This window comes from Pseudomonas sp. 8(2025) (assembly GCF_052665325.1).
Window position 1 is genome coordinate 212,621 of the sequence record NZ_JBQOIE010000010.1, and the last position, 13,331, is coordinate 225,951.

The 13,331-nt window shown below is 62.7% G+C and carries 15 protein-coding genes; 4 read left to right on the forward strand and 11 right to left on the reverse strand.

From position 1 onward, the window contains the following. The first annotated feature begins 31 nt into the window (after positions 1-31). Positions 32-1,003 (forward strand): magnesium and cobalt transport protein CorA, encoded by a 972-nt coding sequence (locus ACUXVH_RS20085; protein WP_019093266.1) that lies wholly within the window; start codon positions 32-34, stop codon positions 1,001-1,003. 43 nt (positions 1,004-1,046) lie between these two features. Here ACUXVH_RS20085 and ACUXVH_RS20090 read toward each other — a convergent pair whose 3' ends face one another. The 3 genes from ACUXVH_RS20090 to ACUXVH_RS20100 all read right to left on the reverse strand — a co-directional run bounded on the left by ACUXVH_RS20090 (position 1,047) and on the right by ACUXVH_RS20100 (position 5,250). Further along, complete coding sequence (locus tag ACUXVH_RS20090) at positions 1,047-1,769, reverse strand: amidotransferase (protein ID WP_015634730.1); 723 nt, start codon at positions 1,767-1,769, stop codon at positions 1,047-1,049. A gap of 105 nt (positions 1,770-1,874) precedes the next feature. Next, positions 1,875-4,019 (reverse strand): 3-hydroxyacyl-CoA dehydrogenase NAD-binding domain-containing protein, encoded by a 2,145-nt coding sequence (locus ACUXVH_RS20095; RefSeq protein ID WP_065363429.1) that lies wholly within the window; start codon positions 4,017-4,019, stop codon positions 1,875-1,877. A 25-nt stretch (positions 4,020-4,044) separates the two neighbouring features. Beyond that, a complete protein-coding gene (locus ACUXVH_RS20100) occupies positions 4,045-5,250 on the reverse strand; it encodes an acetyl-CoA C-acetyltransferase (protein ID WP_011060156.1) in 1,206 nt (401 codons plus the stop codon). A 352-nt stretch (positions 5,251-5,602) separates the two neighbouring features. Here ACUXVH_RS20100 and ACUXVH_RS20105 point away from each other — a divergent pair, with 352 nt between their 5' ends. From ACUXVH_RS20105 to ACUXVH_RS20115, 3 genes are all read left to right on the forward strand, one after another. Then, positions 5,603-5,758 (forward strand): hypothetical protein, encoded by a 156-nt coding sequence (locus tag ACUXVH_RS20105; RefSeq protein WP_015634727.1) that lies wholly within the window; start codon positions 5,603-5,605, stop codon positions 5,756-5,758. A gap of 101 nt (positions 5,759-5,859) precedes the next feature. After that, positions 5,860-6,309: a rhodanese-like domain-containing protein gene (locus ACUXVH_RS20110; RefSeq protein ID WP_011060155.1), complete on the forward strand. Its 450-nt coding sequence runs from the start codon at positions 5,860-5,862 to the stop codon at positions 6,307-6,309. Further along, the gene (locus tag ACUXVH_RS20115; RefSeq protein WP_065363428.1) at positions 6,306-7,112 is read left to right on the forward strand and encodes a c-type cytochrome; all 807 of its coding nucleotides are present in this window, start codon (positions 6,306-6,308) and stop codon (positions 7,110-7,112) included. Before ACUXVH_RS20110 ends, ACUXVH_RS20115 begins: the two co-directional genes overlap by 4 nt. A 69-nt stretch (positions 7,113-7,181) precedes the next feature. Here ACUXVH_RS20115 and ACUXVH_RS20120 read toward each other — a convergent pair whose 3' ends face one another. The 8 genes from ACUXVH_RS20120 to ACUXVH_RS20155 all read right to left on the reverse strand — a co-directional run bounded on the left by ACUXVH_RS20120 (position 7,182) and on the right by ACUXVH_RS20155 (position 13,271). Further along, on the reverse strand, positions 7,182-7,955 hold the full coding sequence (locus ACUXVH_RS20120; protein ID WP_019093261.1) for a transglutaminase family protein: 774 nt from the start codon (positions 7,953-7,955) through the stop codon (positions 7,182-7,184). Further along, positions 7,952-8,902 carry an alpha-E domain-containing protein gene (locus tag ACUXVH_RS20125; protein ID WP_011060152.1) on the reverse strand — a complete coding sequence of 317 codons (951 nt, stop codon included), beginning with the start codon at positions 8,900-8,902 and terminating at the stop codon, positions 7,952-7,954. Before ACUXVH_RS20125 ends, ACUXVH_RS20120 begins: the two co-directional genes overlap by 4 nt. Before the next feature lie 11 nt (positions 8,903-8,913). Beyond that, positions 8,914-10,323 carry a circularly permuted type 2 ATP-grasp protein gene (locus tag ACUXVH_RS20130; protein WP_065363427.1) on the reverse strand — a complete coding sequence of 470 codons (1,410 nt, stop codon included), beginning with the start codon at positions 10,321-10,323 and terminating at the stop codon, positions 8,914-8,916. 439 nt (positions 10,324-10,762) lie between these two features. Next, the gene (locus ACUXVH_RS20135; RefSeq protein ID WP_011060150.1) at positions 10,763-11,104 is read right to left on the reverse strand and encodes a ribonuclease E inhibitor RraB; all 342 of its coding nucleotides are present in this window, start codon (positions 11,102-11,104) and stop codon (positions 10,763-10,765) included. A 212-nt stretch (positions 11,105-11,316) separates the two neighbouring features. Further along, entirely contained in the window at positions 11,317-11,550 is a 234-nt protein-coding gene (locus tag ACUXVH_RS20140; RefSeq protein ID WP_015634724.1) for a hypothetical protein, read from the reverse strand. 143 nt (positions 11,551-11,693) lie between these two features. Then, positions 11,694-12,302: an START domain-containing protein gene (locus ACUXVH_RS20145; RefSeq protein ID WP_011060148.1), complete on the reverse strand. Its 609-nt coding sequence runs from the start codon at positions 12,300-12,302 to the stop codon at positions 11,694-11,696. 43 nt (positions 12,303-12,345) lie between these two features. Next, positions 12,346-12,600: a YkgJ family cysteine cluster protein gene (locus ACUXVH_RS20150; RefSeq protein ID WP_011060147.1), complete on the reverse strand. Its 255-nt coding sequence runs from the start codon at positions 12,598-12,600 to the stop codon at positions 12,346-12,348. Positions 12,601-12,770: 170 nt separating this feature from the next. After that, entirely contained in the window at positions 12,771-13,271 is a 501-nt protein-coding gene (locus ACUXVH_RS20155) for a translation initiation factor 2 (protein ID WP_065364693.1), read from the reverse strand. Positions 13,272-13,331 lie beyond the last annotated feature (60 nt).

Sequence of the window (13,331 nt, forward strand, 5' to 3'; positions counted from 1 at the left end):
CCCCCTTGATAAGAAGAAGTGAACCGGAACCATGGGTAGAGTTGTTGCTGCCGCCGTCTACAGCGGCGGAAAAAAAGTCACGGATATCAGCCTCGACGAAGGGGCCGCCTGGGCCGCCAAGCCCGGCCACTTCGTCTGGATCGGCCTGGAGGAACCCAACGCCCACGAGCTGGCCAACCTGCAGCGCCAGTTCAACCTGCATGAACTGGCTATCGAGGATGCCCTGGAAAAGCACAGCCGGCCGAAGCTGGAAACCTTCGGCGACGCGCTGTTCATCGTCACCTATTCGCCGGTGCGCGAGCAGGGCAAGCTGGAGTTCATCGAAACCCACATCTTTGCCGGCAACGGCTACATCATCACCGCGCGCAACGGCCACTCGGCCTCCTATGGCTACGTGCGCCAGCGCTGCGAGGCGCGCCCGCTGCTGCTGGAGCACGGTGAAGACTTCGTGCTCTATGCCCTGCTGGACTTCGTTACCGAGAACTACCAGCCGGTCAGCGAAGCCATCCACGCGGAAATCGACGAGCTGGAACGCAACGTCCTCTGCGACTCGCTGAACGAACGGGACATCCAGCACCTGCACGGCCTGCGCCGCGACGTGCTGCGCCTGCGCCGGCATGTAGCGCCCATGGTGGAGATCAGCGAAGAGCTGCAGAAGCTCAGCTTTCCCTTTATCGACAAGAACATGCGGCCGTACTTCCGGGATGTGCAGATTCACGTCACCCGGCAGATGGAAGACCTCTCGACCCTGCGCGATATCGCCAGCCAGACCATCGAGATCGGCGTACTGCTGGAGGCTTCACGGCAAAGCATCGTGCAACGCAAGTTCGCCGCCTGGGCCGCGATCCTGGCGTTTCCGACGGCGGTGGCGGGAATCTACGGGATGAACTTCCAGAACATGCCGGAGCTGAGTTGGCACTACGGCTACTTTGGCGTCCTGGGTTTTATCAGCGTGGGTTGTGTCGGCCTCTGGGCCAGCTTCAAGCGTTCCGGCTGGCTCTGAGGGAGCGACGGCCCTGCGCCTTGCGGCAGGGCCATGGCCGGGTTCAGGCAGCCTCGGGCTTGTGAGCGACGAAACGCATCATCCACTCCGCCACAGTGGTGCCGTGATGGTCGTGCTCAAGGCTGGCCACGCCCTTCTGGTAGATCTGCTCGCCGAGAAACTCCTGGCGCAGGTCCAGCAAGGCGCGGGAATAGTCGTGGATGAACTCGGGGTGGCCCTGGAAGCACAGCACCTGATCATTGATATGGTAGGCCGCGAACGGGCAGAAATCGCTGGAGGCGATCACCGTGGCATTCTCCGGCAAGGCAGTAACCTGGTCCTGATGGCTGATCAGCAGCGTCAGCTCCTCCACCACCGGGCTCATCCACGGCGCCTTGGCCGCCAGCTTGTAGCTGTGGGTACCGACACCCCAGCCCTGGCTCGCGCGCTCGCTCTTGCCCCCCAGCAGCAAGGCCAGCAACTGATGGCCGAAGCAGATGCCCAACAGCTTGTCGCCACGCTCGTAGCGCCCCAGCAGGTAGGTCTTGAGGGTCTGGATCCAGGGATCGGTGCCGAACGAATCGGCCTTGCTGCCCGTCACCAGATAGGCGTCGAATTCCAGGTCATCGCTGGGGTACTCCCCCTGGACCACGTTGTAGACGCTGAATTGGGCAGCGATGGGCTGCTGGGAAAACAGGCGCTGGAACATCTGCCCGTAACCCTGATATTGATCGACCAGTTCGGGACGCAGGATATCGGTTTCAAGAATGCAGATGCGTAGCGACATAAAAAATTCCTGACAAGGCGATGGCAATAATGAACAGTCCAGAGCCTGCCTTGAAATACCACGGCAAGGCAAGCCCCGGATCAGCTCATTGAGCGCCTGTCGGTGTCAGAACAACTGGCCCAGGCGAGCCTTTTCCAGAAGCAGCGTCGGCGGCCGGAAACGTTCGCCATATTGCTCGGCCAGGTACTGCGCACGGGCGACGAAATCCTGCACCCCGTACTGATTGATGAACTGCAGGGCGCCCCCGCTCCAGGCGGCAAAGCCGATGCCGAAGATCGAGCCGATGTTGGCGTCCGCCGTGGAGTGCAACACTCCCTCCTCCACACAACGCACGGTCTCGATGGCCTGGACGAACAGCAGGCGATCCCGCACATCCTGGGGCGAGATCTGCCCGTCGGCCTTGTAGAAGCGCGTGCGCAACTGCGGCCACAAATGCTTCTGGGCACTGGCCAGATAATCGTAGAAACCGCCACCGGCCGCCTTGCCCGGGCGCTTGTATTCGTTGAGCAGCAGGTCGATCACGGCAAATGCCGGATGTTCGATGGCCGGCTTGCCCTCGGCCTGCAGGTCCTTGGCGGTCTGCTGGCGGATATGGCTCATCAGGCTCAGGGAAACCTCGTCGGAAATCGCCAGCGGCCCCACCGGCATCCCGGCCTTGCGCGCTTCGGTCTCGATCATCGGCGCCGCGATACCCTCGCCGAGCATGGCGATGCCTTCGTTGGTGAAAGTGCCGAACACCCGGGAGGTGAAGAAGCCACGGCTGTCATTGACCACGATCGGGGTCTTCTTGATCTGCAAGACAAAGTCGAAGCCGCGGGCCAAGGTTTCATCGCTGGTTTTCGCCCCCTTGACGATTTCCACCAAGGGCATTTTTTCCACCGGGCTGAAGAAATGCAGGCCGATGAACTTGTCCGGGTTCGGCACCGCCGTAGCCAGACCGGTGATGGGCAGGGTCGAAGTGTTGGAGGCGATCACCGCGTCACCGCCGACCACCTGCTGCGCAGCCCGGGAGACCTTGGCCTTGAGCTCGCGATCCTCGAACACCGCCTCGATGATCAGGTCGCATCCGGCCAGGTCGGCATCCTCGGCGGTGGTGCGGATCCGCGCCAGGGTGGCGTCCCGCTGCTCACGGCTCAACTGCCCGCGAGCCACCTTTTTCTCCAGCAGCGCCGCCGAGTGGGCCTTGCCCTTCTCGGCCGCTTCGGGGCTGATGTCCTTGAGCACCACCTCGATACCCGCCACCGCACTGACATAGGCAATGCCCGCGCCCATCATGCCGGCGCCAAGCACCCCGAGCTTTTTCGTGACCTGCGGCGGCACGCCCTGTGGCCGTGAGCTGCCGGCATTGATCTGGTTGAGCTGGAACCAGAAGGTGCCGATCATGTTCTTCGCCACCTGCCCTGTGGTCAGCTCGGTGAAGTAACGGGTCTCGATCAGTTGCGCGGTGTCGAAATCCACCTGGGCGCCTTCGACCGCCGCGCAGAGGATCTTTTCCGGCGCGGGGAAGCAACCCTGGGTCTTGGTCCGCAGAATCGATGGGGCGATGGCCAGCATCTGCGCAACCTTCGGGTTCGACGGCGTGCCACCAGGGATCTGGTAGCCGCGCACATCCCAGGGCTGCTGCGCGCCCGGGTTGGCGAGGATCCAGGCCCGAGCCTTGGCCAGCAGGTCGTCGCGGTCCGTCGCCAGGGCATCGATCAGGCCTGCTTGCAACGCCTGCTGCGGGCGCACTTTCTTGCCTTCCAGCAGATAGGGCAGAGCCTTTTCCAGGCCCAGCATGCGCACCATGCGCACCACCCCGCCGCCGCCGGGCAACAGGCCCAGGGTGACTTCCGGCAGGCCGACCTGTACCGATTTATCGTCCAGTGCAACGCGATGATGGCAGGCCAGGCAGATTTCCCAGCCGCCGCCCAGGGCCGCGCCATTGATTGCAGCGACCACCGGCTTGCCCAGGGTTTCCAGGGCTCGCAGCTGGCCCTTGAGGGCCAGCACCATGTCGTAGAAAGCCTTGGCCTCGGGCCTGCCGACCTTGATCAGCTCATTGAGGTCACCGCCGGCGAAGAAGGTCTTTTTCGCCGAGGTGATGATCACCCCGGCAATCGATTCCTGCTCGGCCTGCAAGCGCGCCACGGCACCGGCCATGGCGTCGCGGTACAGGGCATTCATGGTGTTGGCGCTCTGGCCCGGCATATCGATGGTCAGGACGACGATCTGGTCCTGGCCTTTTTCGTAACGGATGGCATCGGTCATGAAAGGGATTCCTTGAAGTCGGGGCTCAGAGGCGTTCGATGATGGTGGCGATACCCATGCCGCCGCCGACACAGAGGGTCGCCAGGCCATAGCGCTGGCGCCGGGTTTCCAGCTCATCGAGCAAGGTGCCGAGGATCGCGCAGCCGGTGGCCCCCAGCGGGTGGCCCATGGCGATGGAGCCGCCGTTGACATTGACCTTGGCCGGGTCGATGGCCATGTCCTTGATGAACTTGAGCACCACCGAGGCGAAGGCTTCATTGACTTCGAACAGGTCGATGTCCTCGACCCGCAGCCCGGCCTTGGCCAGGGCCTTGCGGGTGGCCGGCGCCGGGCCGGTGAGCATGATGGTGGGGTCGGTGCTGGTGACCGCCGTGGCCACGATCCGCGCCCGGGGCTTGAGCCCCAGCTCGCGGCCCTTGGCTTCGGAGCCGATCAGCATCAGCGCCGCGCCGTCGACGATGCCCGAGCTGTTGCCGGGGGTGTGCACATGGTCGATCCGCTCCACATGGCTGTAGACCCGTAGCGCCGTGGCATCGAAGCCCATCTGCCCCATCATCTCGAAACTCGGCTTGAGCTTGCCCAGGCCCTCCAGGGTCGAATCGGCGCGAATGAACTCGTCATGGTCCAGCAGCACGATGCCGTTCTGGTCCTGCACCGGCACCAGGGATTTGGCAAAGGCCCCGCCAGCCCGGGCGCGGGCGGCCTTCTGCTGGGAGTGCAGGGCAAAGCGGTCGACGTCCTCCCGGGAGAAGCCTTCCAGGGTCGCGATCAGGTCGGCGCCAATCCCCTGGGGGGTGAAATGGCTGTGCAGGTTGGTCTCCGGGTCCAGCACCCAGGCCCCGCCGTCGCTGCCCATGGGCACCCGCGACATGGACTCGACGCCGCCAACCACCACCAGTTCCTCGAACCCGGAACGCACCTTCATCGCCCCCAGGTTGACCGCCTCCAACCCGGAAGCGCAGAAGCGATTGATCTGCACCCCGGCCACGCTTACATCCCAATCCGCAGCCTGGACCGCGGTCTTGGCGATATCGGCGCCCTGATCACCGATGGGCGTCACACAGCCCAGGACCACGTCGTCCACCTGGCTGGTGTCCAGTTCGCAGCGCTGCTGCAGGGCGCGCAACAGGCCCGCGGCCAGGTTCACCGGTTTCACGCTGTGCAAGGCGCCATCGGCCTTGCCTTTGCCGCGGGGCGTGCGTAACGCATCGAATATCAAAGCTTGGGTCATGACGTCCTCGAACCGCTGTGCAGGGGAAAATGTCGAGCTCCCACCTTAGGCGCGGCAGCGCCGGATTCAATGACCGATGCGCTCAGCCGCCTTGACGCCGACGCTCAGACGAACGGTAGGCAGCTAAGGGCTCTGCCGATGAAGGGTCGCGAGCTGTCTAGCCAGAGGGCGGCCAAGGCACGCCCGGGCCGATATATAGCCTTTTAATAAATCAGAAATATAAATTCATATGAATTGGATCTAAGCCAGAGGATTCAAGGCCCCTAAGGTAGAAACTGTAGGAAGTTCCAGACGGATTCTGCACTGGGGCAAGTAAGAAAAAGGACACATAGCCGGTTCATAGTGACTCGTAATGGAGTTCACCCACCGGCATGCATTGACGCTCAGGAATAACAACAAAAGGCATTCAGCCATGTTCAAGCATTCGAAAGTACGTCAGGCGGGGCTCATTCTTTTCGCAACCACACTGCTGTTGATCTTGCCGAATCTCACCAAAGTGATCGGCTGATCTGTGGCTGCTCGATCAACGAGACGGAAAATTGGCCCCGGTTCCTACCGGGGCACGGACTTGTGTGCCAGTCTTCCTGAGGAACACCAAGGGGAAGACTCATGCGCCATTGGATTGCACTCGCCACACTCCTGAGCGCCTTTCACGCTCACGCCGGAATCATCGACGTCAACCGCGCGGTGGACGAAATCAATGATGGGGCGTTGATCCTCGATCTGCGCAACGAGAGCGACTTTGCCGCCGGCAATGTGCACAACTCGCTACAGGTCAATCTCGAACTGGAGGACGGCACCGGCATCAGCGCCGAGGGCCTGGCCTACCAGTTGCGCAAAGTGGTGCTGGACCCCAACGCCACCGTGGTGATCTACAGCGACACCAACCAGCACGCCCTTGAAGCCGAAGACACGCTGGTCAAGCACGGCTATTTCGGTATCGTGAACGGCGGCAACTACGAAGAGCTCCGGGACGCCCTGTTCGACCATGTGTCGCGACCAGACGACGTGCTTCCCGGCGACGAACCCACTGACGACGACCCGACGGCCATCAATTGAAAGTATTCCTCCTTGGCGCTGCCCTGCTGCTGAGCAGCCCGCTGCACGCCGCGCAACTGCTGATCGACCTGGGCTCCGCCAGCCACACCTGGCAGACCGAAGAACTGCTAAGGCACCCCCAGGCCCAGACCATTACCATCAAGGACGATGTGTCCTACAAGCGCGACATGCAGTACCGCGCCGTGCCCATGGCGACCCTGCTCAAGGGCCTGAAGGCCGAAGACCATCTTCAAGCCGTGGCCCTGGACGGCTTTGCCGCGGAGCTCAGCGCCGCGCCGCTGCTTGAACGCCAGGGCGCCCAGGCCTGGCTGGCCGTGGAGGACCCGAGCCGGCCATGGCCTGCGCTGGCTGCCGACAAACCCAGCGCCGGGCCTTTCTATCTGGTGTGGACCGATCCTGCCGCCGGGCATATCAGCCCGGAGCAATGGCCGTTCCAGGTGGCGCGCATCCAGCGCCTGGAGCCAGTGGCGCAGCGCTTCCCGACCCTGCTTCCGGATCCGCAGTTGGCGGCCACTGATCCAATCAACCAGGGCTTTGCCCTGTTCCAGAAAAACTGCCTGGCCTGCCACCGGCTCAACGGTGCCGGCGATTCACAGTTCGGTCCGGACCTGAATATCCCCTACAGCCCCACCGAGTATTTCAGCGGCGATTTCCTCAAGCGCTATATCCGCGATCCGCAAAGCATGAGGCGCTGGCCCCAGGCGAAGATGCCCGGGTTCAACAACAACGTGCTGCCGGATCAGGAGCTGGACCTGCTGCTGGGGTATCTTAGGCACATGGCGGGGCGCAAGCAGGTTCCCTGAGCCTTGCGACATCGCCTTTGCCACCTCTGGCGCCTTCGCCGGCAAGCCGACTCCTAGCGAAAACGCGTGTTACTGCTGGAGCACCCTGGCGTGCATCTGCTCACCGGCGGCGCCCCGGCGCATGCCGCGTACCGGGCAGGCATCCAGGTAGTCCAGGCCCACCGCCAGCTTGAGGTGGCGCTCGGGCCGCGCCAGTTGGTGGGTCACATCGAAGCTGTACCAGGCGCCTTCCAGCCAGGCTTCGGCCCAGGCGTGGCCAAGTAATTGCCCGCTGTCCTCGCGGTACAGATAACCGGAAACAAAACGTGCCGGAACGCCCAGGCTACGGGCACAGGCAAGGAAAGCGTGGGTGTGGTCCTGGCAGACCCCGGCGCGCCCGGCGAAAGCCTGCGCCGCGCTGGTGGCCACGTCCGTTGCCCCAGGCGTGTAGGCCATGAGCTGGTGCAGCCCATGCATCAGGTCGATCAACCCTGTGCGATCACGCCGCCTTGCGCATTGCCGGCCGGCGAACTCGCGCAGTTGAGCATCCGCCTCGGTCAGGCTGGTGAAACGCAGGAACGGCAAGGGCGACTGGCATTCATGCTCGGCCTCGCGCAGCTCATCGATATCCACTTGGCCACGGGCGCCGATGATCACTGCTTCGTGGGGCTCGTCCAGGGTCAGTACGTGCAGGATGTTGCCGAAGGGGTCCCGCTGCGCACGCACCGGTCGTGGCAGATCCAGCTGCCAGCAGAGCACTTGCTGGCGCTCGCTGTCGTGGGGTGTCAGGCGCAGGTACTGGATGCTGGCGCCTACCGGATCGGCGTAGCGATAGGTGGTTTCATGGCTCACGGACAGTCTCATGCCGCCTCCAGATAAGAGCGGTGAATCGCGTTGCCCAACTGGCGCACCAGGGGGATGAAGTCGGTCAGCCAGGCGTGCAGGCCTTCGTCGAGAATCTGATCGATACCGATGTAGCGCAGGCGTGCATCCATCTGCGCCGCCAGACGCTGGGCCGGGCGCCCGTTGTCGCCGGGCAGGCTGGCGAGGATCTGGTCGATCTCCTCGGTACAGGCCCGCAGCGAGCGCGGCACGTCGGCGCGCAACAACAGCAGCTCGGCCACATGCCGGGCACCGGGCGCCTCGCGATAGACCTCGGTGTAGGCCTCGAAGGAAGACAAGGCCCGCAGCAACGCACTCCACTGGTAATAGGCATGGGCGGTGCCGTCGCACACCGCATCGGCCTGGTCGCCGGCCATCTCGTAGCGTGCGTCCAGCAGGCGCAGGGTGTTGTCGGCGCGCTCGATGAAGGTTCCCAGGCGGATAAAGCGAAAGGCGTCGTTGCGCATGATGGTGCCGTAGGAGGCGCCACGAAACAGATGGGAGCGCTCCTTGATCCATTCGCAGAAGCGGTTCATGCCATAGGCACTGAGGCCCTGGCTGGCGATCTGGTGGATGTCCAGCCAGGTGGCATTGACGTTTTCCCACATGTCGGCGGTGATCCGCCCGCGCACGGCATGGGCGCAGGCCCGGGCCGATCCCAGGCAACTGTAGATACTGGCGGGGTTGGCCGGGTCCAGGGCGAAGAACTGCAATAGCTGCTCGGCGTGCAAGGCCTGGTGGCGGGCGTGGTAATCCTCCAGGGTGCCGGTGATCAGCAGTGGCATGGCCAGCTCGTGCAGGCCATCGCCGCGCCCGTCCTGGGGCATCAGCGACAGGGAATAGCTGACATCGAGCATCCGCGCCAGGTTTTCCGCGCGCTCCAGGTAGCGTGACATCCAGTACAGGTCCGACGCGGTTCGACTCAACATGGCAGGCTTCCTTAATCCTCGACCACCCAAGTGTCCTTGGTCCCGCCGCCCTGTGAGGAATTCACCACCAACGAACCTTCACGCAGGGCCACACGGGTAAGACCACCGGGCACCACACGGGTTTCACCACCAGAAAGGACAAAGGGCCGCAGATCGATATGCCGCGGGGCGATGCCGCTTTCGACAAAGGTCGGGCAGGTGGACAGCGCCAGGGTCGGTTGGGCGATGTACGCCTCGGGCCGGGCCTTGATCCGTACGCGGAACTCCTCGATCTGCGCCGCCGTGGCCGCCGGCCCCACCAGCATGCCGTAGCCGCCGGAACCCTGGGTTTCCTTGACCACCAGTTGCGCCAGGTTGGCCAGCACATGGGACAGCTCGGCGGGCCGGCGGCACTGCCAGGTCGGCACGTTCTGCAGAATCGGCTCTTCGTCCAGGTAGAAACGGATCATCTCGATGACATAGGGGTACACCGACTTGTCATCGGCCACCCCGGTGCCGATGGCGTTGGCCAGTACCACAGTGCCCGAGCGGTAGGCCGCCAACAGGCCGGGCACGCCGAGCAGGGAATCGGGGTTGAACGCCAGGGGGTCGAGGAAGGCATCGTCGAGGCGACGGTAGATCACATCCACCGCCTGCGGGCCGGCGGTGGTGCGCATGAACACCCGGTCGTCACGCACGAACAGGTCGGCACCTTCCACCAGCTCCACCCCCATCTCCCGCGCCAGGAACGCATGCTCGAAAAATGCGCTGTTGAAGCGCCCCGGGGTCAGTACCACCACCGTCGGATTGTCCAGGGGGCTGGAGCTTTTCAGGGTATCGAGCAACAGGTTCGGGTAATGGTCGATGGGGGCGATGCGCTGGGCGGCGAACAGCTCGGGAAACAGGCGCATCATCATCTTGCGGTCTTCGAGCATGTAGCTGACGCCGCTGGGGGTGCGCAGGTTGTCCTCGAGCACGCAGTAGCGGCCGTCGCCGTCGCGTACCAGATCAACTCCGCAGACATGGGCATAGACATCACCGTGCAGGTCCAGGCCCTGCATGGCCAGCTGGTACTGCTGATTGGCCAGGACCTGCTCGGCGGGAATGATCCCGGCGCGGATGATTCGTTGCTGGTGGTAGAGATCGGCCAGAAACAGGTTCAGCGCCCGTACCCGCTGAATGCACCCTTGTTCGATGATCCGCCATTCCCGTGCCGGGATGATGCGGGGAATGGTGTCGAAGGGAATCAGCCGCTCGGTGCCCTGCTCGTCGCCGTACAGGGTGAAGGTGATGCCGGCACGGTGGAACAGCAGGTCGGCCTCGCGACGGCGGCGGGCCAGGAGTTCGTCGGGGGTATTGGCCAGCCAGCGGGCGAACTCGCGGTAATGCTCGCGAACCTGGCCGTCGGCCCCATGCATTTCATCAACAGCGCTGTGGTTCATGCCGTACTCCCTGTCACCTGCACACCCGGGCTTCGCCAGCCCTGTGCCTTCGGCACAAGCGCCCCAAAATCAGTCCGTTGCAGCCCAAGGCCGATGCCCGCATAACCGATGCATGCGGACCGCCCTGCCCCGGCCATGGCTGGCACCGGTCTTGGCTATCACCAGCATAGTCAGAGTTGATTTCACTGCCCGCTGGCCACTGGGGATAATCGCGTCCATCGAGCAAACACTTCGCCAAGCCTGATGAAGTCGCTGCTGCAACCTTGATGACGCCGATGACAACCGGGTCCGGGCTCTCCCGACCGGTTCCCTCTCCTGACCGGTCTTCCCTTTTAGCCACCCTCTCGGGTGGCTTTTTTTTACCTTGTGCGGGCCCCGAAAACACAATTGGCCGGCCCAGGGGCCAGCCAATTGTCTGTCTCGATATATCTAGCGCAGGCTATACCAGCCGTCCACGGATCTCCTGTTTCACTCCCCAGCCCTCAATGATGCCGCCCAGGGGCTCGACCACCGCCTCGAAGTCCTGTTCAAAATCCCCGATGCCGCCATAGGTGGCGTACATCACCTTGCTCAGTTCCAGGTACCAGGCGCCGTCGTCACGCACGCTGACCTGGGCATTCAAGGATTCACCGCGAAAATGTCCTGCCGCCCTGCGTGCCCGCTCCTCATCCGGAAAAATGGCGTAGAACTCGATGGGATGGAATCGTGAAAAGTCGAAACCGCCTTCTTTCATGCGGCGCAGCACACTGCTGCTGATGTCTTCTTGAACGGCTGTGCTCATGAAACGTCCTCCTCAAACCGATGGATAGACTTTCCGTGCTTCCCGAACCGCCGGCCAAAGGGACCGGCATCACGACCCGGGGCGGGTCGTCAGGAAACAAGCATGGAGCTGACAAGATCAGAGCCTAGCGAAGAATTCGCTGATCTCGTTTGCAGATTAGCGCCTTGCTCTGGACGTCGCCAGAAATTGCTGCGAAGCGCGCTCTACCCTCTCTAGATCGGCGTGATACTGAGAATCTGAATGCTGTTCTGCTCTTTCAGGCTCTTGAGGGTGGGATCCTCGGTGCGCCCGTCCAGATCGTTCAGGTCCAGTTCGGCACTCACTGGCAACAACTTGGCCCGCACCAGTTGTGCGGCGCGCTCCATCGTCGGTTGCTGGTCGCAGTCGAAATGCTCGACGGACTGGACACCATGATCGTCAACGAAAGTGACTTGCCACTTTTGCATCAGTGCCTCCTCGATAGCCCCATGAGTGGGCTGACAACATCTCGACCCTGAGCAACGGGCAATCGTTCCACCGCGCTGCCGGAACACAGCAATGACAAGGCCGCCCGAAGGCGGCCCTGGTAATGCTGGCAAAACTCAGCCGATCAAGGCTTTTCGGCGCGAGCCTTGAGTGCCTTCAGGGTGTTGAACGGCGCATCCACCACGAACTTGTTGGCCAGCCAGGACGGCACGCTACCACCCGGCTCGGTGTGCACCTGGTAAGTCACTTCCACCTGGTCGGCGCCTTTGGGTACGAACTTCCAGTAGCCCTCGACCTGGGCCACCCGCACGAAGCCTTTCTCTTCAGGGATGTAGGTGGGCACGCCCTCCAGTTTGCGGGTCAGGCTGCCGTCGGCCGCTTCGCTGGTAGTGATGTGCAATACCGAATCACGGGCAGTGACTGGCCACGGGGTGTTGAACTGGGTGTAGGTCCAGCTTTGATCGCCCTCGTGCTTGAGCAGTTTCTGGGTCTTGCACTCATGGATCCAGGAGCAGGCGCCCGCCACGTCTTCCTGAAGCGCGCGGAGCTTGGCGATGGAGGTCTTCATGGTGGTCACACCACGGTAGGCCTTGTATTTGGAGCCGGCCACTTCACTCAAGGAGACCTTGATGCCGTCTTCATCCTTGGCGGTTTGCCAGTCTTCGGCGTGGGCCGTTGCCGACAAGAGCACGGTTAAACCACAGAGCACAGCCATTCGTTGCAGCGAACCCATTGTCTTATTCCTTATTGTTGAAGTTCCGTTCATTGAGAACACTCTATGCCGCGGTCACTTGTTCCCACCAGCCAATCAGGCGGATGGCTTCTTCGCGGCTTTCGCCACACACCTCGGGATCCGCCAGGAACGCCCCACACACCGCCGGCCGCTCCGGCAGGCCGAACAGCCCGCACAGGTGTTCGACAGAAAGATGCAGGCAACGTTCTCCCGCCGGCTTGCCCTGGGGCATTCCGGGAATCGGGGTGCTGATGGAAGGGGCGATGCAGCAGGCGCCACAACCTTCACGGCAGTTCATGAGGAAAAGCTCCTTGCGACAAGCAGAGTGTTGAATGACGCCCGCCAAGAGTAACCGCTAAAACAGCCGTTTAAAATTACTCAAAGAACGGATTTGACGCACAACCGTGCGTGACTGATCAGTCTCCGACAAAGTGTCGAGCCAACCCGTCACAGAAGAGGATGAAGAATTTACTGCTTGAACTCGAAATCCAGGGCCGCGCCTTCGATATCCCGACGTTCCTCGTTGCGCAGCTGCAATTGCATTTCATTGCTGAGCAAGCGGCCGTTGAGCTGGAACGGGCTGCTTTCCTTGGGCTTCTCGCCAAACATCTGCGGCAGCAGCGGCTCGCGCTTGGGTAGCGGCACACTGCCCACCGGCTGCAGGTGCTTGACCATTTCCGGCGGCAGGCTCAAGTCCACCTTGGCGCTGGGCAACGGCTTCTTGATGTCCTGATAGGCCCATTTGGACTTGGGCTTGGCGGGCGCCTTCTTGGCCGCGGACTTGCTCTTGCTGGCACTGGCCGAAGGCTTGGCCTTGCTGGCCGGAGCCTTCTTGGCAGGGGCCGCCTTAGTGGCATGGGCCGCCCCGGCAGCCGGCTTGTCCTGGGAGGAAGCCGCCTGGACAGGAGCCACGAAGGCGGTTCCCAACAGACAGACACTTAACCAGAGGGCAGGTAGAAAGGCTTTCATGAAAGACAGGTAGATCGACAAAAGGTCCTCTATGCTCGCTTGTTGCAGGCCCCATGACAA